Origin of the sequence: Pseudomonas neuropathica (assembly GCF_051174785.1) — a bacterium.
GTDB lineage: Bacteria > Pseudomonadota > Gammaproteobacteria > Pseudomonadales > Pseudomonadaceae > Aquipseudomonas > Aquipseudomonas neuropathica_A.
Genome location: NZ_CP195111.1, coordinates 3,162,930 through 3,185,184, shown reverse-complemented (window position 1 = coordinate 3,185,184; position 22,255 = coordinate 3,162,930). Strand labels below are relative to the sequence as shown.

The window sequence follows — 22,255 nt, the reverse complement described above, 5'->3', positions numbered from 1 at the left end:
GCTTAACCGGCCGTAACCGGTGCCGCTGGCTTGGCCACCGAACACAGGCGAATGGAGTCGGCGAGGATCTCGATGGCTTTCGGCCGTGGGAAACTCGCGCGCCAGGCAATGGCCACGGTGCGGAACGGCACCGGCGGCGACAGTGGCCGCACTTCGATCACGCCGGGGGCGTAGTGATGGCTGTCGACCGCCGACAACGGCAGGATCGAGATGCCCAGACCGGACGCGACCATGTGGCGGATGGTTTCCAGCGAGCTGGATTCGACCGTGGTGTGCTTGGCGCCGTCGTTGCCCTTGGTCAGGGTCGGGCAGGCTTCAAGAACCTGATCGCGGAAGCAGTGGCCCTCGCCGAGCAGCAGCAGGCTCTTGTCGTTGAGCAGGCCGGCGTCGATGGTTTCTTTTTGCGTCCATGGGTGCTGGGCCGGCATCAAGACGTAGAACGGCTCGTCGTACAGCGGCAGGGTCAGCACGTCGGCTTCGTTGAACGGCAGGGCAATGATGATCGCGTCGAGTTCGCCGTTGCGCAGTTTGTCGCGCAGCACGTGGGTGAAGTTTTCTTCGATGTACAACGGCATCTGCGGGGCGACCCGGTGCAGTTGCGGAATCAGGTGCGGGAACAGGTATGGGCCGACGGTGTAGATTGCGCCGACTTTCAGCGGCGCAGTCAGCTGGTTCTTGCCGGCCTGGGCCAGTTCGCGGATGCCTTGGGCCTGCTCAAGGACTTTCTGCGCCTGGGCGACGATGCCTTCGCCGACCGGGGTCAGGCGCACGGCGCTTTTGCTGCGCTCGAAAATCAGCACACCGAGTTCGTCTTCAAGCTTTTTCACGCCCACCGACAGGGTCGGTTGGCTGACGTGGCAACGTTCGGCGGCGTGGCCGAAATGCTGCTCTTGGGCGAGGGTAACGATGTAGCGTAATTCTGTGAGGGTCATAGCAAGCGTCCATGAAGATGCGGGCCAAGCATACCGGCTGCAATCGATAGACGCACGTTATCAGACTGAAGGAGGAGTGCGACACCGGGCAATGTGGGTTTGCCGTTTCCAGATATGCAAAAGGCACCTTTCGGTGCCTTTTGGGCTGGATCTATGGCTATTACATCATCCTGTGGGAGCGAGCTTGCTCGCGAATGCGGTATGTCAGACGAAACTGCTCTGACTGACCTGGCCCCTTCGCGAGCAGGCTCGCTCCCACAGGGTATTGCGGTGTTGCTTAGCGGCGGCGTTCCAGCGAGTAAACAAACGGCGCAACAATTTCAATCGAACCGTTGTTGAGCATGTCGGCCGGTGGCTTGGGCAGCGGTTGGGCACGGCGGATCATTTCCAGGGTCGCCCGGTCAAGATCAGCGTTGCCCGAGCGGCCGACCAGTTCGAACGACAGCACGTTGCCTTCGGCATCCACCACAAAACGCAGGCGGTTCAGGCCTTCTTTACCGCGTGCCTGAGCACTGGCCGGGTACTTTTTGTACTTGGCTAAATGCGCGAGCAGGGTGCCTTGCCAACTGGCCTTGGCCGCCATCTGAGCAGGCGACGGACCCGGTGCAGGCTGGGCGGATTTCTCCGTTGGTGCCTGAGTCGGTTGCGTGTCGGCCGGTTTCTCCTCGGAAGGTTTTTCCTTCGGTGGATCAGGCAGCTTCTTCTCGACCGGCTTCGGCGGTTTAGGCTTTGGCTTCGGCTTGGGTTTCTGCACCGCGATTTCCGCTTTCGGTGCTTCGGCCAGTTTCGGAATCGGCAACTCTTCCACCGGAGCCGGTGGCTGCGGTGGTGTGACGACTTTCGGCGGAGCAGGCGGTGGCGGGGCCGGAACCGGGGCCAGCTCGACCATCATTGCCTGCGGCGGCAATTCGATGGGCGGGCGGGTGGTCCAGTTCAGCGCCAGCGCGATGGCCAGCGCATGCACGCCCAGCACCACGGCCAGGCTACCGCTGTAACGCGTCAGCTTATGGCGCGTCGTGATCATTTCTTGGCTGCCGTCTCAAGTCCGACCAGACCGACCTTCAGGTAACCGGCGCCGCGCAGCTTGTCCATCACGCTCATGAGGTCACCGTAATCCACGCCTTTATCGGCCTGGAAGAAGATGGTGGTGTCTTTCTTGCCCTGGGTCTTGGCGTCGAGAACGGCGCCAAGGGTTTCCGCTTTGACTTCGTCGTCGCCGATGTACAGGCGCTGGTCAGCCTTGACGCTGAGGAACACTGGTTTCTCTGGCCGCGGCGCCGGTTTGGCGGTCGAGGCAGGCAGGTCGACTTTGATGTCCACGGTGGCCAATGGAGCGGCCACCATGAAGATGATCAACAGCACCAGCATCACGTCGATGAACGGCGTGACGTTGATTTCGTGGTTCTCGGCCAGATCGTCGTCTGCGCCTTCTTTCAAATGCAGGCCCATGGCCGATTACCCCACTTTGACCATGTGCGGCTGCGAGCTGCGCTCAGGCTGGTGATCGAGGTCACGGCTGACCAGCAGCAGAACTTCTGCCGAGGCGTCGGAAACCTGCGCCTTGTAACCAGCGATGGAGCGGGCGAAGACGTTGTAGATCACTACCGCAGGAATCGCAGCCACCAGACCCAGTGCGGTGGCCAGCAGCGCTTCGGCGATACCTGGCGCCACGACGGCAAGGTTGGTGGTCTGGGTTTTGGCGATGCCGATGAAGGAGTTCATGATGCCCCAAACGGTACCGAACAGACCGACAAACGGTGCGGTGGAACCAATGGTGGCGAGCACGCCGGTGCCGCTGCTCATGTTGCGACCGCAGGCTGCTACGAGGCGCTCGAGACGGAAGCTGACGCGTTCCTTGATGCCTTCTTTCTCACGGCTGTTGACCGACAGGCGCATCTCTTCGAGGGCGTCATGCACAAGCAGGTTGGCGAGGGTGCCTTCTTTACCGGCGGTGGCGCTGGCTTCTTTAAGGGTGGTGGCTTTCTTCAGGGCGGCGATTTCGCCACGCAGACGACGCTTGGCGCCCATCAGCTCGAAGCCTTTGGCGATCCAGATGGTCCAGGTGATGATGGAGGCGATGGCCAGACCGATCATCACGATTTTCACGATGATGTCGGCGTTCTGGTACATGCCCCACGGCGACAGGTCGTGGGCCATGCCCAGACTGTTGTCGGCTTCAAGAACTTCAGGGACGTCGGCAGCGTCAACCGCTTGCACCGGATCGGTAGCGACCGGGGCAGCCGGAGCAGCGGCCGGTGCGCTTTGCTCGGTCGCAGCTGGGGTGGCGGGTGCTTGGGCGTCGGCGAAAGCAGCGGTCGGTGCCAGCATCAGGCTGAGCAGCAGAGCCGCCACCGCACTCCAGGCGCGAGGTCGATTGGTTGGCGAAGCGGAGGTTTGATTACGTGTCATGCTGGCCGGACCTGAGATAGAAAAACGTTGATGCTCTTCCAGGCCTCGTGAGGCCGAGAACAAAAGTGGCGTGCATTATTGCAAGTAATTCTTGTTAACAAAAGTAATAGAGTATCTTTTTTTCCTGCATTGCTAGCCGTTCGTCCTTTGCCAGAGCTAGTCTGTACCTTTCCGATGGGAGTTTTTTGATGTCCGCGCCTTCTGTTTTGATTGCCGGTTGTGGTGATGTCGGCAGTCGTCTGGCCAAGCAGTTGCTGGCGGCTGGCTGGGAAGTTCATGGCCTGCGCCGGGACGTTTCGAAGCTGCCTGATGGGGTGATTGGCGTTGCCGGTGACCTGTTCAATGAAGACTGCCCGGCGACCTGGCCGGTGGGTGCCGTGGACTATCTGGTGTATTGCGCCTCAGCCACTGATCACGATGAAGCCGGTTATCGCGCGGCTTATGTGCAGGGTTTGCAGAATGTCCTGAGCTGGCTCGACGATTACGGGCAAGTGCCTGAGCGGCTGATCTTCGTGTCCAGCAGCAGTGTGTATGGGCAGCAGGAGGGTGAGTGGGTCGATGAGAATTCAGAGACCATCGCTGCCGGTTATTCCGGGCGATTGATGCTGGAGGCTGAGCAGGTCGCGCTCAACAGCGGTATTCCGGCAAGCATTCTGCGTTTGACCGGCATCTATGGACCGGGCCGCGAGTGGCTGCTGACTCAAGTGCGTCGCGGCTATCGCGTGGCGGTTGAGCCACCGCTGTATGGCAATCGGATTCATGCCGATGACGCAGCTGGATTGCTGGCGTTTCTGCTGGAGAAAGATCGGCAGGGTGTGAAGCTGGATCCGTTCTACATCGGCGTCGATGACGCGCCGGCGCCGTTGGCCGAAGTGGTGGGCTGGTTGCGCGAGTATCTGGGCGTTACTGAATGGTCGGAAGACGCCAGCGTTCGGCGTACGGGCAGCAAGCGTTGCAGCAATGCCCGGGCTAAAGCGTTGGGCTGGACGCCAATGTACCCAAGCTACCGCGAAGGCTATGCCGCGATCCTCGAAGGTAAATGCTGACTTTTTAACAACACAAACAACTGTGGGAGCGAGCCTGCTCGCGAATGCGGTGCATCAGGCAATATTACTTTGACTGACACACTGCTTTCGCGAGCAGGCTCGCTCCCACATTTGATCTTCAGGGGTTTCAGAAGCGGGTTACTGCTTCTCCAGCAACCACTTGCGCTCGCCCGGCGTGTATTGCGGCATTTCATCTGCCAGCGCGGTGTTCACAGCCTGAAAAATCTCCAGTTCCTTGCCCTTGCGCGCAAAGATGTAGGCATTGCCCTGACCGTTGAGCTGCAACCACATGTTGTCGTTGGTGCTGCTCATCGACGCGCAATCACCTGCCAGGCACAACGCATAACGGTCGGCCCCCGGCAAACCGGAAACCTGGCCATCAGCCTGGAACTGCACGGTGCTGCCTTCGCCTTGACCACTGGCGATTGTCCAGCTGCCGCCCATGTACGCGGAATACAGTGCACGTTCGAAGCTGGCGCCAATCGGCGCGCCTTCCGGCACAGGAATCTGCGCACGGTCGAAGACCTGCTCGGGTTCGTTCTCGCTGGCGGTTTGCTGCAGTTGCCCGCCGTCGCGTTTCAGCTCGCTGGCAGAACTGCCATAGAAGTCGACTTTCCAGGCGCCGGATTTCTCACCCAGTAGCCGTCCTTCGACGTTCTCAAAACCGTTGGTGTAGCGGGCCTGACTGGCCTTGGTGTTGACGTCCCACTCAAGGTTCGGGCCATAAGCCTGAAGCGCTTCGCGCAGGGGGCCGCCCTTGGCTGCGGCATCGATCGCCACCTGGTTGATCCAGGTGCCGCTGATGTCACGATCGGCAGGGTTGCTGGCGCAGCCGCCGAGGAAAATGGCGAGCAGCGGGAGAGCTAGCGCTTTGCGCATGGTGGAATCCTTTCAAAACCTTTTCTTGCAGCAGTCAGCGCGGCGTTTGAAGGCCGCGCCTTGCGCATCACTCGATGACCAGAATGGCATCCATTTCAACCTGCGAACCCTTTGGCAGGGCAGCCACGCCAATGGCGGCGCGAGCCGGGTATGGCTGGTCGAAGTACTTGCCCATGATCTCGTTGACCTTGGCGAAGTGACTCAGGTCGGTGAGGAAGATGTTCAGTTTGACGATGTCCTTGAACGAGCCGCCGGCGGCTTCGGCCACTGCTTTGAGGTTCTCGAACACCTGGACAGTCTGGGCTTCGAAGCCTTCAACCAGTTCCATGGTTTTTGGGTCCAGAGGAATCTGGCCCGACATGTAAACGGTGTTGCCTGCCTTGATCGCCTGGGAGTAAGTACCGATGGCAGCCGGGGCCTTGTCGCTGGTGATAACTGTCTTGGTCATGTATGACTCCTTGTTAGGGTTGCGTTATGCACGCATGCGGGTGATGCGAATCACCCCGGTCAAGGCGCGCAGCTTCTTGATCACACGGGCCAGGTGCACACGGTCGTGGACGCTGACCACCAACTGGACCACGCTGATGCGACCATCGCGTTCGTCCATGCTGATTTTCTCGATATTGCCGTCGGCGGCGTTGACGCTGCTGGCCAGCAGCGCGATCAGGCCGCGCTGGTGCTCCAGCTCAACGCGCAGTTCAACGTTGAATTCGCCGGTGACATCCTTGGCCCACGAGAGCTGGATGCATTTTTCCGGGTTGTGCCTGATTTCGCTGATGTTGCGGCAGTTGTCCAGGTGCACGACCATGCCTTTGCCCGCCGACAGGTGACCGACAATCGGATCGCCCGGGATCGGTGTGCAGCATTTTGCGTAGCTGAGCACCAGACCTTCGGTACCGCGAATCGCCAGCGGGCCTTCCGGGCTTGGCAGTTGTTCGCCTTCGCCGAGCAGGCGGCGGGCGACCACATAGGCCATGCGATTGCCCAGGCCAATGTCTTCAAGCAAATCTTCGATCAGTTCGAGGCGGTACTCGGTGAGCATCGCCTTGACGCGTTCGGCCGGGATCTTCTCCAGCGCGCTGTCGAAGCCGTTGAGGACTTTATTGAGCAGGCGTTCGCCGAGGCTGATGGACTCGGAGCGACGTTGCAGTTTCAGTGCGTGGCGGATGTGCGTGCGCGCCTTGCCGGTGACCACAAAGTTGAGCCACGCCGGATTCGGCCTGGCGCCGGGGGCGCTGACGATCTCGACCGTGGAGCCGCTCTGCAACGGTTCGGACAGCGGCGCGAGACGGCGGTTGATCCGGCAGGCGATGCAGCTGTTGCCGACGTCGGTGTGAACTGCGTAAGCAAAGTCGACCGCCGTGGAGCCTTTTGGCAACTCCATGATCCGGCCTTTGGGCGTGAACACGTAGACCTCGTCCGGGAACAGGTCGATCTTCACGCTCTCGATGAATTCCAGCGAGTTGCCGGCACGCTGCTGCATTTCCAGCACGCCTTTGACCCACTGGCGGGCGCGGGCGTGAGTGCCTTTCGGCTGTTCGTCACCGCTGGATTTGTACAGCCAATGGGCGGCGATGCCGTTGTTGGCCATCTCTTCCATTTCGCGGGTACGGATCTGGATCTCGATCGGTACGCCGTGCATGCCGAACAGCGTGGTGTGCAGCGACTGATAGCCGTTGGCCTTGGGGATCGCGATGTAATCCTTGAAGCGCCCCGGCAACGGTTTGTACAAATTATGTACAGCGCCGAGTACGCGGTAGCAGGTATCGACCTTGTCGACGATGATCCGGAACGCGTAGACGTCCATGATCTCGTTGAAGGCCCGACGCTTGCCGCGCATTTTCTTGTAGATGCCGTAGAGGTGTTTCTGGCGACCGCTGACTTCGCCCTGGATGCCGTCGATAGCGAGGCAATGGCCAAGGGACTCTTCGATCTTGTTGACGATTTCCTTGCGGTTGCCCCGGGCGCGTTTGACCGCCTGGTAGATCCGCGCGGAACGCATCGGGTGCATGGCCTTGAAGCCGAGGTCTTCGAATTCGATGCGGATCGCATGCATGCCCAGCCGGTTGGCGATGGGCGCGTAGATTTCGAGGGTTTCCTTGGCAATCCGGCGGCGTTTTTCGCCGGACAGCACTTCCAGCGTGCGCATGTTGTGCAGGCGGTCGGCGAGCTTGACCAGGATCACGCGAATGTCGCGCGCCATGGCCATGGCCATTTTCTGGAAGTTTTCGGCTTGGGCTTCGGCCTTGGTCTCGAAATTCATCTGGGTCAGTTTGCTGACCCCGTCGACCAGTTCGGCCACGGTTTCACCGAACTGCGCTTGCAGCGCTTCTTTGGCGATACCGGTGTCTTCGATCACGTCATGCAGCATCGCGGCCATCAGGCTCTGATGGTCCATGTGCATGTCGGCAAGAATATTGGCCACGGCAAGAGGATGCGTGACGTACGCCTCACCGCTGCGACGGCGCTGACCGTCATGGGCTTGTTCGGCGTAGAAATACGCTCGGCGGACCAGGTTGACCTGGTCGTTGCCGAGGTAGGTCGATAAGCGATCGGCGAGGGCGTCTATGCTCGGCATGATAATTCCTGCCGTAAGCTGTGATCCCGCGCCGTGCTACGTCGACCAGGCATAGGCTTAGACGGCCTCGTTGGACTCGTCCTCGAACGCTGCGAACAGCGGCTCATCCTGGACGATTTCCTGCTCGGCGATGAACTCGTAGCTCATCAGGCCTTCAGCGATTTCACGCAGGGCGACAACAGTTGGCTTGTCGTTTTCCCACTGAACCAGAGGCTCTTTGCCGCCGGTGGCCAGTTGACGGGCACGCTTGGTAGAGAGCATGACCAGCTCAAAGCGGTTTTCCACGTGTTCTAGGCAGTCTTCAACGGTTACGCGGGCCATGGTATTCCTCGGAGCGAATGCAATATGCGCGCTGCCCGGTTGGGCGAGCGGACTCAACAGTTTAAAAAATCACCAGCGATTAGGGAAGCGCTGATTTTTTGACCAAGCCCTTCAACGCGCTGCAAGCACCAATGTAAAGCGCTTGCAGCTGTTTTGGGAAGTGCTGTTTTAACCGAGCAATTCGGCCAGCAACTTGCCGAAACGCTGTTGTTGGCGTTTCTGCTGCAGTTGATTGGCACGGAAAATCGCCTTCAGATCGTCCAGTGCGTGGGCGAAATCGTCATTGATGATCAGGTAGTCGTAGTCGACGTAGTGGCTCATTTCGCTGACGGCTTCACGCATCCGCCCGTCGATGATCTCGTCGCTGTCCTGGCCGCGGTTGGTCAGGCGCTGGTGCAAAGCCTGCAACGATGGCGGCAGGATAAAGATCGAGCGCGCCTGCGGCATCAGCTTGCGCACTTGCTCGGCGCCCTGCCAGTCGATTTCCAGAATCAGGTCGTGACCGGCGTCCAGAGTTTGCTGAAGGTGGCTTTGCGAGGTGCCATAGAGGTTGCCGAATACTTCGGCACGCTCGAGAAAATCACCATGTTCGCCCATCTTCACGAATGCTTCGCGGGAGACGAAGTGATAGTTCACGCCGTCCACTTCGCCCGGGCGCATGGCGCGGGTGGTGTGCGAGACCGAAACGCGGATTTCCGCGTCGGCGTCGGTCAAAGCCTTGACCAGACTGCTCTTGCCCGCGCCCGATGGCGCGGAAATGATGTACAGGGTGCCGGTGCTGTGGGTCATGTCGGGGGTAGCCTTACTCAATATTCTGCACTTGTTCGCGCATTTGCTCGATCAACACCTTGAGGTTGACGGCGGCTTGGGTGCTGCGCGGGTCGAAGGCCTTGGAGCCCAGTGTGTTGGCTTCGCGGTTGAGTTCCTGCATCAGGAAATCGAGGCGGCGTCCGGCCGCACCACCGGATTTGAGCACCCGGCGCACTTCGATGATGTGGGTGCTCAGGCGATCCAGTTCTTCGGCCACGTCGCTCTTTTGCGCGAGCATGACCATTTCCTGTTCGAGGCGCTGCGGATCCAGCTCGGCCTTCATGTCGGCGAAGCGGTCGAGGACTTTCTGGCGTTGGGTGGCGAGCATCTGCGGCACCAGTTCGCGCAGGGTCACGACGTCTTCCTCAATGGAAGTCAGGCGCTCGTTGATCAGGCGTGCCAGCTCCGCGCCTTCGCGCTCGCGGCCGGCCTTCAACTCTTTCAGGCCTTGATTGAATAGCGCCAGTGCGTCGGCATTCAGCGCCTGCGGGTCGGTCGCATCGCCTACCAGTACGCCGGGCCAGGCAAGCACTTCCAATGGGTTCAGTGCGGCAGGGTTTTTGATCAGGCCGGCAATGGTCTCGGCAGCGGCGACCAGTTGCGCGGCGCGCTCGCGATCGACTTGCAGTGTTTTGCCGGTGCTTTCTTCGGTGAAACGCAGGGTGCATTCGAGTTTGCCCCGCGACAGGCCCTGGCGCAGCGCCTCACGCACCGCGCCTTCGAGGTCGCGAAACGACTCCGGCAGGCGCAGGTGGGGTTCCAGATAGCGGCTGTTGACCGAGCGCAGTTCCCAGCTCAGGGTGCCCTGTGCGCCGGCTTTTTCGACGCGGGCGAAGGCGGTCATGCTGTGCACCATGGCGGTGACCTCGCAAATGCAGATCGGCGCGAAACCTGTGTTCCGCAGGCGCGATATGTATGAATTTAAGCCGACTGGCAGCAAAGGCGCAGGATTGTAGCGCAGTGCAGCGAATGCGCCCAAACACACGGTGTGACAAAGGGCTGCAGCCCGTCGGTAATGGGCGTTTCAGGGCCTTCGGTCGTCGCCCGGGTTTTTAACGAGTGCCCAGGTGCGGTGCAGCGCTCTATAATGCTCGGCAGTTTTCCGTCCCCAGTACAGGTATTCCCTATGAAACGTCCAAGTGGTCGCGCTGCCGATCAGCTCCGCTCGATCCGCATTACCCGCAACTACACCAAACACGCCGAGGGATCCGTACTGGTCGAATTCGGTGATACCAAAGTCATCTGCACCGTCAGCGTCGAAAACGGCGTGCCGCGCTTCCTCAAGGGCCAGGGCCAAGGTTGGTTGACCGCCGAGTACGGCATGCTGCCGCGCGCCACTGGCGAGCGTAACCAGCGTGAAGCGAGCCGCGGCAAGCAGGGCGGTCGCACCCTGGAAATCCAGCGTCTGATCGGCCGCTCCCTGCGCGCTGCGCTGGACATGTCCAAATTGGGCGACGTGACCCTGTACGTCGACTGCGACGTGATCCAGGCCGATGGTGGTACTCGCACCGCTTCGATCACCGGCGCCATGGTTGCCCTGGTTGATGCGCTGAAAGTGATCAAGAAGCGTGGCGGCCTGAAGGGCGGCGATCCGCTCAAGCAAATGATCGGTGCCGTATCGGTCGGCATGTATCAGGGCGAGGCCGTGCTGGATCTGGACTATCTTGAAGATTCCGCCGCCGAGACTGACCTTAACGTGGTGATGACCAGCACCGGTGGTTTCATCGAAGTGCAGGGCACTGCCGAAGGCGCGCCGTTCCAGCCTGAAGACTTGAACGCCATGCTGGAACTGGCCAAGCAAGGCATGAACGAAATCTTTGAACTGCAAAAGGCTGCCCTGGCCGACTGAGCAGGTTCATAACCGCAAGGAGGACGCGATGAGTGACGAGCAAGAGCTGCTGCCCAAACCGAGCCGGGAGGTTCGCCAATGGGCGATGTTTTGTCACTTGTCCGCCTTATTGGGGATCTGGATTCCGTTCGGCAATTTGATCGGGCCGTTGATCCTGTGGCAAATGAAACGCGAGACAGACCCGTTCATTGATGCTCAAGGTAAAGAGGCGCTGAATTTTCAGATCACCGTCGCCATTGCATCGCTGATCTGCTTCCTGCTGATGGTGCTGATCATCGGGTTCTTTCTGTTGGGAATACTGGCTATCGGCGCACTGGTTTTGACGATCATTGCGGGGGTGAAGGCTAATGAAGGCTTCCCGTACCGATATCCGTTTACCTGGCGGTTGATCAAATAAAAAGCTTATAAAGTTCTAAAAAAATGCCCTGACATGTCAGGGCATTTTTTATTTCTGAAACATAACTAATTCGTGCTGTATGTAGGAATAATCTTTCTGCGATGAGTGGTGTATAACATTTTATATAGATTCCGCCGTTACACGTTTGGTCACAACTGCATTGTCTTACTACTGATTTATATCCTTGGAATTGGCAGTGGCGATTGTTAAAGTTTCCCCGTTAATACTTCCCCCGAAATATTAAGATATATTCAAGCCATCGAAGGTTCTTGAATCCACAGCAATCAGTGTTGAGACAATCAGCCGATTCATGAGGCGGGTGCAGGTAAAAAATTCGCCTCTGAATATATATCCAAGAATAATCCCAATGATTCAGCTCGATTTTTACGGAACACTTGTGGCCGCTTCCTTAGTGCTTCTACTCGGGCGCGGGCTAGTCAGGCGTGTTGGTTTCATGCGCAGTTACAATATCCCCGAACCTGTAGCAGGTGGCCTGGTAGTTGCCCTGATTTTATTGCTGCTGCGAGCATTCGATATTGAAGTTCGCTTTGATACTTCCCTTCAGACACCTTTGATGCTGGCTTTTTTTGCCACTATTGGTTTGAGCGCAGACTTTGCCAGCCTGAAGAAAGGTGGCCGGATAGTAGGAATATTTCTGCTGGCGGTCACCGGGCTGTTGGTGGTGCAGAATGCGATGGGTATTGGTCTGGCAAAAATGCTCGGACTCGACCCTTTGATGGGGCTGCTCACCGGCTCGATCACCCTGGCGGGTGGTCACGGCACCGGGGCTGCGTGGGGTACGGTATTCAGCGAGAAGTACGGTCTGGCGTCGGCATCCGAATTGGCGATGGCTTCCGCGACCTTTGGTCTGGTGCTGGGTGGCTTGATTGGCGGCCCGGTTGCACGGTTGCTGATCAAGCGCGTGGAAGTGCCTGGGTCCCAGCAACAGGGGACGCCACGGTTGCCGAAAGGTTTTGAGCAGCCGAACAAGGAGCGCTCAATCACGCCATTTTCGTTTGTCGAAACCCTCGCGTTGATTGCAGTGAGCTTGCTTGCCGGCAATCTGTTGAATGGCCTGCTGCACGGGACAGCGTTCGAGCTGCCGACGTTCGTCTGCGTCCTGTTCGTCGGGGTGGTGCTGCGCAACAGCCTTTCAGCGCTGGGTTTGTATCAAGTATTTGAGCGCGAGGTCTCGGTCTTGGGGAACGTCAGCCTTTCGCTGTTTCTGGCGATCGCTCTGATGTCGCTCAAGCTGTGGGATCTGGCGGCGCTGGCGTTGCCGATCTTCATCATTCTGGCGGTACAGGCGCTGGTCATGGCGCTGTTCGCGATCTTCGTGACGTTTCGGGTGATGGGCCGCAACTACGATGCCGCCGTGCTGGCAGCAGGGCATTGCGGTTTCGGTCTGGGTGCCACGCCGACCGCCATTGCCAACATGCAGGCGGTGACGCAGCGCTATGGTCCTTCGCAGATCGCGTTTCTGGTGGTGCCGATGGTAGGAGCGTTCTTCATCGACATCATCAACGTCATCGTGATCAAGCTGTACCTGATGTTGCCTTTCTTCGTCGCCGTCTGAATTCGAGTCGGTTGGAGCGCAGGCACAAAAAATGCCCATATCTTGCGATATGGGCATTTTTTAACTTACGAATCGACGCTTAGATGGTCAGCGTCCAGTCGTAGTCGACGATCAGCGGCGCATGCTGCGAGAACCGTGGTTGACGCGGCAGGCGTGCACTGCGTACGAAGCGCCGCAGCCCTGGGGTCAGGATCTGATAGTCGAAGCGCCAGCCCAGATTGAGCATCTCGGCCTGTTCGTTATCCGGCCACCAGCTGTACTGGTCGCCTTCACGGCTGACTTCGCGCAGCGCATCAACGTAGCCCATGTTGCCGACAATCTCGTCCATCCAGGCGCGTTCTGGCGCCAGGAAGCCCGGGGATTGCTGGCTGTCGCGCCAGTTTTTGATGTCGAGCTTCTGCTGCGCTACGTACAGCGAGCCACAATAAATGTACTCGCGACGCTTGCGCCGCTGTTTGTCCAGATACTTGCCGAAGTCGTCCATGAGCTTGAACTTCTGGTTCAAGTCCTCATCGCCGTTCATCCCCGAAGGGAGCAGCAAGGTGGCAATACTGACTTTGTCGAAATCTGCTTGCAGGTAGCGCCCGTAGCGGTCGGCCGTCTCGAAACCGAGACCGCTGATGACAGCCTTCGGTTGCAACCGCGAGTACAAAGCCACGCCACCTTGGGCAGGGACTTCAGCATCGCAGGCATAAAGGAAGTAGCCATCCAGTTGGAAGGCTGGGTCATCCAGTTCAAAGGCGGAGGCACGGGTGTCCTGCAGGCAGATGACGTCGGCATTCTGTGCTTGCAGCCAACTGAGCAAACCACGCTCGACTGCCGCCTGAATACCATTGACGTTCACACTGATGATCCGCATAAATGGCCCCAAAAATCGCGTGCGTGTATGATACACGGCGTCAAGCTAATTAGCTAAATCCGTGGTATTTGGGGTTTTTTTCATGCAAGCGTATCAGCGCGATTTCATTCGTTTTGCCATCGATCGCGGCGTTTTGCGCTTCGGTGAGTTCACCCTGAAGTCCGGGCGCACCAGTCCTTACTTCTTCAACGCCGGCCTGTTCAACTCGGGTTCGGCCCTGGCGCAGCTGGGGCGTTTCTACGCGGCAGCCATTGCCGAAAGCGGCATTCCGTTCGACGTTCTGTTTGGTCCTGCCTACAAAGGCATTCCGTTGGCGGCGACTACTGCCGTCGCGCTGGCCGAGCACCACGACCGTGACCTGCCATGGTGCTTTAACCGCAAGGAAGCCAAGGCCCACGGCGAAGGCGGCAGCCTGGTAGGCGCCCCGCTGACCGGTGACGTGCTGATCATCGACGACGTGATCACTGCTGGCACCGCGATTCGTGAGGTGATGCAGATCATCGCTTCCCAGGACGGCGCCAAGGCCGCTGGCGTACTGATCGCGCTGAACCGTCAGGAACGTGGTAACGGCGAGTTGTCGGCGATTCAGGAAGTCGAGCGCGACTTCGGTATTCCGGTGATCAGCATTGTTTCGCTGAATCAGGTGCTGGAATTCCTCGCCGATGATCCGCAGCTCAAGCTACACCTACCCGCCGTGGAAGCCTATCGCGCGCAGTTCGGCGTTTAACCGCAGAGCACTGTGGGAGCGAGCCTGCTCGCGAAGAGGGCTTCACATTCAACATTGATGTGATGCAGAGACCGCTTTCGCGAGCAGGCTCGCTCCCACAGGAATTACCGGCAAAAAAAGACCCCGCTCAGTCAGGCTGAGCGGGGTCTTTTTATTTGCGCTTTCGCTTACGGACGCTTGCGATTGCTGATCAGCGTGCCCACACCGGTGTCGGTGAAGATTTCCAGCAGGATCGCGTTCGGCACGCGACCGTCGATGATCAGCGAGCTGCCCACGCCGCCCTGAACCGCTTCCAGCGCGCAACGGATCTTCGGCAGCATGCCGCCGTAGATGGTGCCGTCGGCGATCAGGTCGTCGACCTGCTGGGTGCTCAGGCCGGTCAGTACGGTGCCCGACTTGTCCATCAGGCCGGCGATGTTGGTCAGCAGCATCAGCTTCTCGGCTTTCAGCGCCTCGGCGACTTTACCGGCCACCAGATCGGCGTTGATGTTGTACGACTCGCCGTTCTCACCCACACCAATCGGCGCGATGACCGGGATGAAGTTGCCTTTGACCAGCAGGTTAAGCAGCTCGGTGTTGATCCCGACCACTTCGCCGACGTGACCGATGTCGATGATTTCCGGCTGGGTCATCTCCGGAGTCTGACGGGTGACAGTGAGCTTCTTCGCACGAATCAGCCCGGCGTCTTTACCGGTCAGGCCGATGGCGCTGCCGCCGTGACGGTTGATCAGGTTGACGATGCTCTTGTTGACCTGACCGCCCAAGACCATTTCGACGACGTCCATGGTCGCCGCGTCGGTGACGCGCATGCCATCGACGAAGTGGCTTTCGATCGACAGGCGCTTGAGCAGATCACCGATCTGCGGGCCGCCGCCGTGCACAACCACCGGGTTGATGCCCACGGCTTTCATCAGCACGATGTCGCGGGCGAAGCCGGTTTTCAGCTCCTCGCTTTCCATCGCGTTGCCGCCGTATTTGATCACCAGGGTCTTGCCGACATAGCGTCGGATGTAAGGCAGCGCTTCGGACAGGACCTTGGCAGTGTTGGCGGCGGCATCGCGTTCGAGGGTCATTCAGGGCTCCGGGTGGATCAGAACGGTAGTTGGAGATCAGGTGCAACGCGTTTCAATTGGGCGTGGAACACGTCCTTGATGCGCTGTAATTCAGCCTCGTCATCGGCCTCGAAGCGCAGCACCAGCACCGGTGTGGTGTTGGAGGCGCGCACCAGGCCCCAGCCTTTGGCGTAATCGACTCGCACGCCGTCGATGGTGGTCAGGTCAGCGCCTGCGCCCCACTGTGCGTCGTGCAGTGCATCAATGATGCTGAATTTGCTCTCTTCGGTCACATGGATATTGATTTCCGGCGTAGAAATATCGTTCGGGAAGGTCGCAAACAACTCTTCCGCGGTGGATTTTTCCTTGCTGAGGATCTCCAGCAGCCGTGCGGCGCTGTAGATGCCGTCATCGAAACCGAACCAGCGCTCTTTGAAGAAGATATGCCCGCTCATTTCACCGGCCAACAGCGCGCCGGATTGTTTCATTTTCTTTTTGATCAACGAATGACCAGTCTTCCACATTAGCGGCCGACCACCGTATTCCTTGATCAGTGGTACCAGACGACGGGTGCATTTGACGTCGAAGATGATTTCCGCGTCCGGGTTGCGCGCCACCACGTCACGGGCGAACAGCATCAGCAGGCGATCGGGGTAGACGATGCTACCGGTGTTGGTCACCACGCCGACACGATCGCCGTCGCCGTCGAACGCCAGGCCGATGTCAGCGTTGGTTTCCTTGACCTTGGCGATCAGGTCGACGAGGTTTTCAGGTTTGCCCGGATCCGGGTGGTGGTTGGGGAAGTTGCCGTCGACTTCGCAGAACAGCGGGATGACTTCGCAGTTCAGCGCTTCGATCAATTGCGGGGCAATCACGCCGGCCGCGCCGTTGCCGCAGTCGACCACGACCTTCATGCGTCGGGCCAGTTTGATGTCCTGGACGATTTCGGTGTTGTAGCGGTCGAGGATCTCGACCTGGGTGACGCTGCCCGTGCCGCTGCTCAGGTTGTTGGTCTTGAGGCGCTCGTGCAGGGCCTGGATCTGTTCGTTGGCGAGGGTGTCGCCGGCGATGACGATCTTGAAACCGTTGTAGTTCGACGGGTTATGGCTGCCGGTGAGCATCACCCCGGATTTGCCGGCCAGCACGTTGGCGGCGTAGTACAGCGCCGGCGTTGGCACCAGGCCGACATCGCTGACGTGGCAGCCACTCTCGGCGATACCGCGAATCAGTTCTGCAACCAGCTCCGGGCCGGACAAGCGACCGTCGCGACCGACGGATACATTCGGCTCGCCTTGGGCCAGGCTCTGCGAACCGATGGCGCGGCCGATCCAGTAAGCGGTTTCGGCATTGAGGAATTCCGGCACGGTGCCACGAATGTCATAGGCGCGGAAAATGCTGTCGGGCAGCTTCGGGGCGATCTTGGCTGGGGTGCTCATCTACGGAAATGCTCCATCTCGAAAGTGGTGGGACAGACCGACGAATCGTTCGACGGCAGGCTCAAACTGAAGGGTATGACGGCGTTTTCCACAGAGAGTTCGTGGTATGAAAGGGCCATGATGCCTCGGCGGGCGTGGCTTTCGTCCGGCAAAACCTTGATTTACGGTGTTAAAACCTGTCGCACAAATTGCACAATTTCTCTTCTGTAGGAGCTGCCGAAGGCTGCTCCTACAGGCATGTTTCAGTGCCGGTTATTTAGTGCCGGTATGGCCAAACCCGCCGGTGCCGCGCTCGGTTTCGACGAACTCTTCAACCATTTCGAAGTGCGCTTGCACCACAGGTACTAGTACCAGTTGCGCCAAGCGTTCGCCGACGGTCATGGTGAAATCGGACTGGCCACGGTTCCAGCAGGAAACCATTAGCGGGCCCTGGTAATCGGAGTCGATCAAACCCACGAGGTTGCCCAGCACGATGCCGTGCTTATGGCCCATGCCCGAGCGCGGCAGGATCAGCGCGGCGAGGTTCGGGTCGCCGATGTAAACCGACAGACCGGTCGGGATCAGCACGGTTTCACCCGGTTTGATCACAATGTCCTGATCCAGCATGGCGCGCAGGTCGAGGCCGGCGGAGCCCGGGGTGGCGTATTGCGGCAGCGGGAAATCGGTGCCGATGCGTGGGTCGAGGATCTTGGCTTGCAAAGCGTGCATGTAAATTAAACCTGGTTCAGACGTTCGGCGATAAAAGTGACCAGTTGGCGAGCGATCTTGCTCTTGCTGGTCTGGGCGAAAACCGTGGCGTGCAGCGCACGGTCAATCACGCTGCAGGCGTTTTCTTCGCTGTTGAAACCGATGCTCGGGTTGGCGACGTCGTTGGCGACGATCAAATCGAGATTCTTGTCCTTCAGCTTGCGTGCAGCGTAGTCGAGCAGGTGTTCGGTCTCGGCGGCAAAGCCGACACTGAACGGACGGTCGGGACGGGTCGCGATGGTGGCCAGGATGTCCGGGTTACGCACCATTTGCAGGACGAAGCCGTCGCCGCTCGTAGGATCTTTCTTGAGTTTTTGCGGGGCGACGACTTCCGGGCGGTAGTCCGCAACCGCTGCAGAGGCAATGAACACATCGCACGGGATCGCCGATTCACAGGCCGCGAGCATGTCGCGGGCACTGACCACGTCGATACGGGTGACGCGATCCGGCGTCGGCAGGTGCACCGGGCCGCTGATCAATGTGACGCGGGCGCCGGCTTCTACCGCTGCTTCGGCGAGGGCAAAGCCCATTTTCCCGGAGCTGTGGTTGGTGATATAGCGCACCGGGTCGATGTTTTCCTGGGTCGGGCCGGCGGTAATCACCACGTGTTTACCGGTCAGCGCCTGCCGCTGGAAGCAGTCGGCCGCGCATTGCGCCAGATCGGTGGCTTCCATCATGCGACCCATGCCGACGTCACCGCAGGCCTGACTGCCCGAGGCCGGGCCGAAGGTCTTCAGGCCACGGCTTTCGAGGAGTTGCAGGTTGGCCTGGGTCGCCGGATCACGCCACATCGCCTGGTTCATCGCTGGAGCAACGGCGACGACAGCGTCGGTGGCGAGTACCAGCGTGGTCAGCAAATCGTTGGCGATGCCTTGGGCCAGGCGGGCGAGCAGGTCGGCGGTGGCCGGGGCGATCAGCACCAGATCGGCCCACTTGGCCAGCTCGATGTGGCCCATTGCAGCTTCTGCGGCCGGGTCGAGCAAGTCGAGGTGCACAGGGTGGCCGGACAAGGCCTGCATGGTCAGCGGGGTGATGAACTCGGCGCCACCGTGGGTCATGACCACACGCACTTCGGCGCCCTGATCGATCAGGCGACGAACCAGATCGGCGCTCTTGTAGGCCGCGATGCCGCCGCCGACGCCCAGAACGATGCGTTTCCGATACAGCCGCTGCATAGGTCTGCCTTTCATTTCGTTGATGACTGCGATGCGATGCCCCTCCCCAGGGTTGAATCGACCGCAAAAAAGATGGGCTACGATATCACAGCGACCGCTACGGAACAGCGGCGCCCACAGACAGGGAATGTGTATGAGTATTCGCGATTGGCCTGCGGCGGAACGCCCGCGGGAAAGGTTATTGGAACACGGGGCAGCGAGTCTTTCGGACGCTGAGTTACTGGCGATTTTTCTGCGTACCGGATTGCCCGGAATAAGCGCTGTGGACCTGGCGCGCAATCTGTTGACTCAATTCGGCAGCCTGCGTTTGCTGCTTGAGGCCGATCAGGACGCATTCAGCAAACAATTGGGACTCGGGCCGGCGAAGTTTGCGCAACTGCAGGCGGCTCAGGAAATGAACAGGCGGCATCTGGCTGAGAAATCACGGCAGAAACCAGCCCTGGAAAACCCTCAGGTCGTTCGCGACTATCTGAAAGCGATGCTGCGTCACGAACCGCATGAGGTGTTTGGTTGCCTGTTTCTCGACTCCAAGCATCAAGTACTGAATTTCGAGATACTGTTTCGCGGCTCCATCGACAACACCAGCGTGCATCCGCGCGAGGTTGTGAAGCGATGTTTGGCCAATAACGCGGCGGCGTTGATCCTGTGCCACAACCATCCATCGGGGAACACTGACCCCAGTCAGGCTGACCGATTGCTGACCAAGCGTTTGCAGAAGGCGCTGGAGTTGATTGATGTGCGGGTGCTGGATCACTTCATCGTGGGTGATGGTGAGCCGTTATCGATGGCGGAGTGTGGCTGGATGTAACTCTCAGGAGCGATGCAAATCCCCTGTGGGAGCGAGCTTGCTCGCGAAGGCGCAGTGCCAGTCAGCATCATTTTTACTGACAGGCCGCTTTCGCGAGCAAGCTCGCTCCCACAGGTTTGATGGCATCCCCAGGTGATGTGCTGGGCAGGTTATTTGAGGTTGACCTTGGAATAATCCTGGCGGCCAAACGGGCTCACGGAGTAACCCTGAACGTCTTTGCGTGTCAGCGCGTAAGCAGTCGGGTGCGCCAGCGGCAACCACAGCGCCTGCTGTTGAATCTGCGTCTGCGCCTGCTCGTACAGCTTGGTGCGCACGCCTTGCTCGCTGGTGGTCTTGCCTGCGCTGATCAGCTTGTCCAGATCGGCGTTGCAGTACCGCGCGAAGTTGGTGCCCGACTTGACCGCCGCGCAGGAAAACTGCGGCGTGAGGAAGTTATCCGGGTCGCCGTTATCGCCCGCCCAGCCCATGAACAACAGATCATGCTCGCCGGCTTTGGCGCGGCGAATCAGTTCGCCCCACTCGATCACGCGGATTTCCGCCTGAATACCGATTTCCGCCAGATCCGACTGCAGCATCTGCGCACCCAGGCTTGGGTTCGGGTTGAGGAGGCTGCCCGACGGGCGCGTCCAGATCGTGGTCTGGAAGCCGTCCTTCAACCCGGCCTTGGCCAGCAATGCCTTGGCTTTGGCGACATCGTGCGGATAGCCCGGCAGGTTCTTCGCATAGCTCCAGGTGTTCGGCGGGTAAGGGCCGTTGGCCGCTTCGGCGGTGTCTTCGAACACAGCCTTGATGTAGTTGGCCTTGTCGAAGGCGAGGTTGATCGCCTGACGTACTTCCGGCTTGTCCAGCGGCGGATGCTGGCTGTTGATGCCAACGAAAGCGGTCATGAACGCGTCAGTTTTTTCGACTTTCAGCGTCGGTTCTTTCAGCGCGGCTTGTACGTCGAGTGGCTTCGGTGACAGGGCGATCTGGCATTCATTGCGTCGCAGCTTTTGCAGGCGCACGTTGGCGTCCGGGGTGATGGCGAAGATCAACGGGTCAACCGCAGGCTTGCCGCCGAAGTAATCCGGGTTGGCTTTGTAGCGAATCGCCGCGTCTTTCTGGAAACGGGTGAACACGAACGGGCCGGTGCCGATTGGCTGGCTGTTGAGCTTGTCCGTCGCGCCGGCTTTCATCAGTTTGTCGGCGTATTCGGCGGAGTAGATCGAGGCGAAACCCATGCTCAGGGTCGCCAGGAAGGTGGAGTCCGGGTGATCAAGCGTAAAACGCACGGTCAGCGGATCGAGTGCGTCGATCTTCTTGATCAGTGCTGGCAGCTGCATCGACTGTGCGTGCGGGAAGCCGCTTTGAGCGACCTTGTGCCACGGGTTGGCCGGGTCGAGCATGCGGTCGAAGCTGAACTTGACGTCTTCGGCGGTCAGCTCGCGGCTCGGCTTGAAGTAGTCGGTCGTGTGGAACTTCACCTGCGGGTGTAGCTTGAACACGTAAGTCAGGCCGTCGGTGCTGACTTCCCAACTGTCGGCCAGGCTCGGCACGACTTTGCCGCTGGCGGTGTCGAAATCCACCAGGCGATTCATCAGCACGTCGGCCGAGGCATTGGTGGTGGTCAGCGAGTTGTACTGCACCACGTCGAACCCTTCCGGGCTGGCCTCGGTGCAGACGCTCAGTGCGGCGGCCTGGGCCAGGGGGCTCAGCAGGAGCGGGGCGAGCAACAGGGGTAGGGCAGCGAGGCGCATGGTCGGTTTCCTTTTACAGATCGAAGGCCCATCTGCAAGTGCAGTCTGGAAAAGGCCTACCCTAGTGGTCTGGATTACAAATGACTATCCCCCTTTTGCATTTTCGGGGCACAGTGACGGCGGTTTTTCAGACTGCGGGGTGCGGCTAAAAGTCTGAAACGCCCGCAAGGGCGGTTTTCTGCGACGAGTGGTAAAAATCGATGCCAGCCTTTATCCAAGGCGCTCGCGGGCCAAAAAAACGCCTTTTTACCGATTGATTGCACACCGATTGTTGTTGCTCCGAAGTCTTTCTGGTATAAAGCAGCGCTCTTTTCTAGGGGCCCGGTTCCTTCACTGTAGGTGTAGCCGGTAAGACCTCTAAAGAAACGCGGCGCCTGGCGCCAAATGACTGAGAGATTAAGCGGCCAACCCATGCCGGGTTGGGCATGTGGTTTTAGAGGGCTGAGGCATGTCGAGAGTATGTCAAGTTACCGGTAAGGGTCCGGTGACTGGGAATAACATTTCCCACGCAAACAACAAAACCCGTCGTCGTTTCCTGCCGAACCTGCAGCATCACCGCTTCTGGGTTGAGGAAGAGAAACGTTTTGTGCGTCTGCGCGTATCTGCCAAAGGCATGCGTATCATCGACAAGCGTGGCATCACTGTCGTGCTCGCCGAACTTCGCCGCGATGGCAAGATTTAAGGGAGCTAATCATGCGTGAATTGATTCGTTTGATCTCGAGCGCCGGTACTGGTCACTTCTACACTACCGACAAGAACAAGCGTACTACCCCGGACAAAATCGAGATCAAGAAATATGATCCGGTTGTTCGCAAGCACGTGATCTACAAGGAAGGCAAAATCAAGTAATTGATTTTTCCCGACTTACGAAAAAGGCCCGTATCTCACGATACGGGCCTTTTTTGTTGCCTTCAGATT

At 59.2% G+C, this 22,255-nt stretch carries 23 protein-coding genes and 1 pseudogene; 8 read left to right on the top strand and 16 right to left on the bottom strand.

Features of this window, described 5'->3' with window-relative positions; all coding sequences use genetic code 11:
• Window positions 1–2 precede the first annotated feature (2 nt).
• From ACRRSD_RS14565 to exbB, 4 genes are all read right to left on the bottom strand, one after another.
• Entirely contained in the window at window positions 3–932 is a 930-nt protein-coding gene (locus tag ACRRSD_RS14565; protein WP_007920331.1) for a hydrogen peroxide-inducible genes activator, read from the bottom strand.
• 277 nt (window positions 933–1,209) lie between these two features.
• On the bottom strand, window positions 1,210–1,956 hold the full coding sequence (locus ACRRSD_RS14560; protein ID WP_435038459.1) for a TonB family protein: 747 nt from the start codon (window positions 1,954–1,956) through the stop codon (window positions 1,210–1,212).
• Window positions 1,953–2,381 (bottom strand): TonB system transport protein ExbD, encoded by a 429-nt coding sequence (gene exbD, locus ACRRSD_RS14555; protein WP_016985807.1) that lies wholly within the window; start codon window positions 2,379–2,381, stop codon window positions 1,953–1,955. The genes ACRRSD_RS14560 and exbD overlap by 4 nt, the downstream gene beginning before the upstream one ends.
• 6 nt (window positions 2,382–2,387) lie before the next feature.
• Complete coding sequence (gene exbB / locus ACRRSD_RS14550) at window positions 2,388–3,341, bottom strand: tonB-system energizer ExbB (protein ID WP_435038458.1); 954 nt, start codon at window positions 3,339–3,341, stop codon at window positions 2,388–2,390.
• A gap of 188 nt (window positions 3,342–3,529) precedes the next feature.
• On the opposite strand from exbB, the gene ACRRSD_RS14545 reads away from it, so the two are divergent.
• Complete coding sequence (locus tag ACRRSD_RS14545; RefSeq protein ID WP_435038457.1) at window positions 3,530–4,387, top strand: SDR family oxidoreductase; 858 nt, start codon at window positions 3,530–3,532, stop codon at window positions 4,385–4,387.
• Between the two features lie 138 nt (window positions 4,388–4,525).
• Here ACRRSD_RS14545 and ACRRSD_RS14540 read toward each other — a convergent pair whose 3' ends face one another.
• The 6 genes from ACRRSD_RS14540 to ACRRSD_RS14515 all read right to left on the bottom strand — a co-directional run bounded on the left by ACRRSD_RS14540 (window position 4,526) and on the right by ACRRSD_RS14515 (window position 9,831).
• On the bottom strand, window positions 4,526–5,266 hold the full coding sequence (locus ACRRSD_RS14540; RefSeq protein WP_435038456.1) for a hypothetical protein: 741 nt from the start codon (window positions 5,264–5,266) through the stop codon (window positions 4,526–4,528).
• A gap of 67 nt (window positions 5,267–5,333) precedes the next feature.
• Entirely contained in the window at window positions 5,334–5,714 is a 381-nt protein-coding gene (locus tag ACRRSD_RS14535) for a RidA family protein (protein ID WP_003229509.1), read from the bottom strand.
• A gap of 24 nt (window positions 5,715–5,738) precedes the next feature.
• Entirely contained in the window at window positions 5,739–7,844 is a 2,106-nt protein-coding gene (spoT, locus tag ACRRSD_RS14530) for a bifunctional GTP diphosphokinase/guanosine-3',5'-bis pyrophosphate 3'-pyrophosphohydrolase (protein ID WP_064589822.1), read from the bottom strand.
• 57 nt (window positions 7,845–7,901) lie between these two features.
• Complete coding sequence (rpoZ, locus tag ACRRSD_RS14525) at window positions 7,902–8,165, bottom strand: DNA-directed RNA polymerase subunit omega (RefSeq protein ID WP_008030604.1); 264 nt, start codon at window positions 8,163–8,165, stop codon at window positions 7,902–7,904.
• A gap of 168 nt (window positions 8,166–8,333) precedes the next feature.
• Window positions 8,334–8,954 (bottom strand): guanylate kinase, encoded by a 621-nt coding sequence (gmk, locus tag ACRRSD_RS14520; RefSeq protein ID WP_242207828.1) that lies wholly within the window; start codon window positions 8,952–8,954, stop codon window positions 8,334–8,336.
• A gap of 13 nt (window positions 8,955–8,967) precedes the next feature.
• Window positions 8,968–9,831: a YicC/YloC family endoribonuclease gene (locus ACRRSD_RS14515; RefSeq protein WP_141125926.1), complete on the bottom strand. Its 864-nt coding sequence runs from the start codon at window positions 9,829–9,831 to the stop codon at window positions 8,968–8,970.
• Between the two features lie 270 nt (window positions 9,832–10,101).
• On the opposite strand from ACRRSD_RS14515, the gene rph reads away from it, so the two are divergent.
• From rph to gltS, 3 genes are all read left to right on the top strand, one after another.
• Window positions 10,102–10,824, top strand: coding sequence for a ribonuclease PH (rph, locus tag ACRRSD_RS14510; RefSeq protein ID WP_016985814.1), 723 nt, complete (start codon window positions 10,102–10,104; stop codon window positions 10,822–10,824).
• A 28-nt stretch (window positions 10,825–10,852) separates the two neighbouring features.
• Complete coding sequence (locus tag ACRRSD_RS14505; RefSeq protein ID WP_435038455.1) at window positions 10,853–11,221, top strand: DUF4870 domain-containing protein; 369 nt, start codon at window positions 10,853–10,855, stop codon at window positions 11,219–11,221.
• Between the two features lie 367 nt (window positions 11,222–11,588).
• Entirely contained in the window at window positions 11,589–12,797 is a 1,209-nt protein-coding gene (gene gltS / locus ACRRSD_RS14500; protein ID WP_435038454.1) for a sodium/glutamate symporter, read from the top strand.
• A 79-nt stretch (window positions 12,798–12,876) separates the two neighbouring features.
• Here gltS and ACRRSD_RS14495 read toward each other — a convergent pair whose 3' ends face one another.
• On the bottom strand, window positions 12,877–13,656 hold the full coding sequence (locus ACRRSD_RS14495) for an exodeoxyribonuclease III (protein ID WP_007920349.1): 780 nt from the start codon (window positions 13,654–13,656) through the stop codon (window positions 12,877–12,879).
• An 82-nt stretch (window positions 13,657–13,738) separates the two neighbouring features.
• On the opposite strand from ACRRSD_RS14495, the gene pyrE reads away from it, so the two are divergent.
• On the top strand, window positions 13,739–14,383 hold the full coding sequence (pyrE, locus tag ACRRSD_RS14490; RefSeq protein WP_435038453.1) for an orotate phosphoribosyltransferase: 645 nt from the start codon (window positions 13,739–13,741) through the stop codon (window positions 14,381–14,383).
• 167 nt (window positions 14,384–14,550) lie between these two features.
• Here pyrE and argB read toward each other — a convergent pair whose 3' ends face one another.
• The 4 genes and pseudogenes from argB to coaBC form a co-directional block, all read right to left on the bottom strand.
• The gene (gene argB / locus ACRRSD_RS14485) at window positions 14,551–15,456 is read right to left on the bottom strand and encodes an acetylglutamate kinase (protein WP_007954443.1); all 906 of its coding nucleotides are present in this window, start codon (window positions 15,454–15,456) and stop codon (window positions 14,551–14,553) included.
• 17 nt (window positions 15,457–15,473) lie between these two features.
• Window positions 15,474–16,850 (bottom strand): annotated as a pseudogene (locus ACRRSD_RS14480) (phosphomannomutase/phosphoglucomutase); the annotation flags it as partial.
• Between the two features lie 273 nt (window positions 16,851–17,123).
• The gene (gene dut / locus ACRRSD_RS14475; protein WP_034152055.1) at window positions 17,124–17,579 is read right to left on the bottom strand and encodes a dUTP diphosphatase; all 456 of its coding nucleotides are present in this window, start codon (window positions 17,577–17,579) and stop codon (window positions 17,124–17,126) included.
• 5 nt (window positions 17,580–17,584) lie between these two features.
• Window positions 17,585–18,793 carry a bifunctional phosphopantothenoylcysteine decarboxylase/phosphopantothenate--cysteine ligase CoaBC gene (gene coaBC, locus ACRRSD_RS14470; RefSeq protein ID WP_095119812.1) on the bottom strand — a complete coding sequence of 403 codons (1,209 nt, stop codon included), beginning with the start codon at window positions 18,791–18,793 and terminating at the stop codon, window positions 17,585–17,587.
• Between the two features lie 133 nt (window positions 18,794–18,926).
• On the opposite strand from coaBC, the gene radC reads away from it, so the two are divergent.
• Window positions 18,927–19,601, top strand: a complete 675-nt coding sequence (gene radC, locus ACRRSD_RS14465) for a RadC family protein (RefSeq protein WP_038359238.1) — start codon at window positions 18,927–18,929, stop codon at window positions 19,599–19,601.
• A gap of 149 nt (window positions 19,602–19,750) precedes the next feature.
• Here radC and ACRRSD_RS14460 read toward each other — a convergent pair whose 3' ends face one another.
• A complete protein-coding gene (locus ACRRSD_RS14460; protein ID WP_435038452.1) occupies window positions 19,751–21,337 on the bottom strand; it encodes an ABC transporter substrate-binding protein in 1,587 nt (528 codons plus the stop codon).
• A gap of 448 nt (window positions 21,338–21,785) precedes the next feature.
• Between ACRRSD_RS14460 and rpmB the strand changes: the two genes are divergently transcribed.
• Window positions 21,786–22,019, top strand: a complete 234-nt coding sequence (gene rpmB / locus ACRRSD_RS14455) for a 50S ribosomal protein L28 (RefSeq protein ID WP_007920377.1) — start codon at window positions 21,786–21,788, stop codon at window positions 22,017–22,019.
• A gap of 11 nt (window positions 22,020–22,030) precedes the next feature.
• Window positions 22,031–22,186, top strand: coding sequence for a 50S ribosomal protein L33 (rpmG, locus tag ACRRSD_RS14450; RefSeq protein WP_003177274.1), 156 nt, complete (start codon window positions 22,031–22,033; stop codon window positions 22,184–22,186).
• The last annotated feature ends 69 nt before the right edge of the window (window positions 22,187–22,255 follow it).

Bases quoted from the DNA above. Each gene is read 5' to 3' on its own strand.
- ACRRSD_RS14460 (WP_435038452.1), bottom strand. From the start codon at position 21,337: ATGCGCCTCGCTGCCCTACCCCTGTTGCTCGCCCCGCTCCTGCTGAGC.
- exbD (WP_016985807.1), bottom strand. From the start codon at position 2,381: ATGGGCCTGCATTTGAAAGAAGGCGCAGACGACGATCTGGCCGAGAAC.
- rpoZ (WP_008030604.1), bottom strand. From the start codon at position 8,165: ATGGCCCGCGTAACCGTTGAAGACTGCCTAGAACACGTGGAAAACCGC.
- gltS (WP_435038454.1), top strand. From the start codon at position 11,589: ATGATTCAGCTCGATTTTTACGGAACACTTGTGGCCGCTTCCTTAGTG.
- exbB (WP_435038458.1), bottom strand. From the start codon at position 3,341: ATGACACGTAATCAAACCTCCGCTTCGCCAACCAATCGACCTCGCGCC.
- rpmG (WP_003177274.1), top strand. From the start codon at position 22,031: ATGCGTGAATTGATTCGTTTGATCTCGAGCGCCGGTACTGGTCACTTC.
- coaBC (WP_095119812.1), bottom strand. From the start codon at position 18,793: ATGCAGCGGCTGTATCGGAAACGCATCGTTCTGGGCGTCGGCGGCGGC.
- pyrE (WP_435038453.1), top strand. From the start codon at position 13,739: ATGCAAGCGTATCAGCGCGATTTCATTCGTTTTGCCATCGATCGCGGC.
- gmk (WP_242207828.1), bottom strand. From the start codon at position 8,954: ATGACCCACAGCACCGGCACCCTGTACATCATTTCCGCGCCATCGGGC.
- radC (WP_038359238.1), top strand. From the start codon at position 18,927: ATGAGTATTCGCGATTGGCCTGCGGCGGAACGCCCGCGGGAAAGGTTA.
- ACRRSD_RS14515 (WP_141125926.1), bottom strand. From the start codon at position 9,831: ATGGTGCACAGCATGACCGCCTTCGCCCGCGTCGAAAAAGCCGGCGCA.
- ACRRSD_RS14565 (WP_007920331.1), bottom strand. From the start codon at position 932: ATGACCCTCACAGAATTACGCTACATCGTTACCCTCGCCCAAGAGCAG.
- ACRRSD_RS14535 (WP_003229509.1), bottom strand. From the start codon at position 5,714: ATGACCAAGACAGTTATCACCAGCGACAAGGCCCCGGCTGCCATCGGT.
- ACRRSD_RS14505 (WP_435038455.1), top strand. From the start codon at position 10,853: ATGAGTGACGAGCAAGAGCTGCTGCCCAAACCGAGCCGGGAGGTTCGC.
- ACRRSD_RS14545 (WP_435038457.1), top strand. From the start codon at position 3,530: ATGTCCGCGCCTTCTGTTTTGATTGCCGGTTGTGGTGATGTCGGCAGT.
- dut (WP_034152055.1), bottom strand. From the start codon at position 17,579: ATGCACGCTTTGCAAGCCAAGATCCTCGACCCACGCATCGGCACCGAT.
- ACRRSD_RS14495 (WP_007920349.1), bottom strand. From the start codon at position 13,656: ATGCGGATCATCAGTGTGAACGTCAATGGTATTCAGGCGGCAGTCGAG.
- ACRRSD_RS14560 (WP_435038459.1), bottom strand. From the start codon at position 1,956: ATGATCACGACGCGCCATAAGCTGACGCGTTACAGCGGTAGCCTGGCC.
- rph (WP_016985814.1), top strand. From the start codon at position 10,102: ATGAAACGTCCAAGTGGTCGCGCTGCCGATCAGCTCCGCTCGATCCGC.
- spoT (WP_064589822.1), bottom strand. From the start codon at position 7,844: ATGCCGAGCATAGACGCCCTCGCCGATCGCTTATCGACCTACCTCGGC.
- ACRRSD_RS14540 (WP_435038456.1), bottom strand. From the start codon at position 5,266: ATGCGCAAAGCGCTAGCTCTCCCGCTGCTCGCCATTTTCCTCGGCGGC.
- argB (WP_007954443.1), bottom strand. From the start codon at position 15,456: ATGACCCTCGAACGCGATGCCGCCGCCAACACTGCCAAGGTCCTGTCC.
- rpmB (WP_007920377.1), top strand. From the start codon at position 21,786: ATGTCGAGAGTATGTCAAGTTACCGGTAAGGGTCCGGTGACTGGGAAT.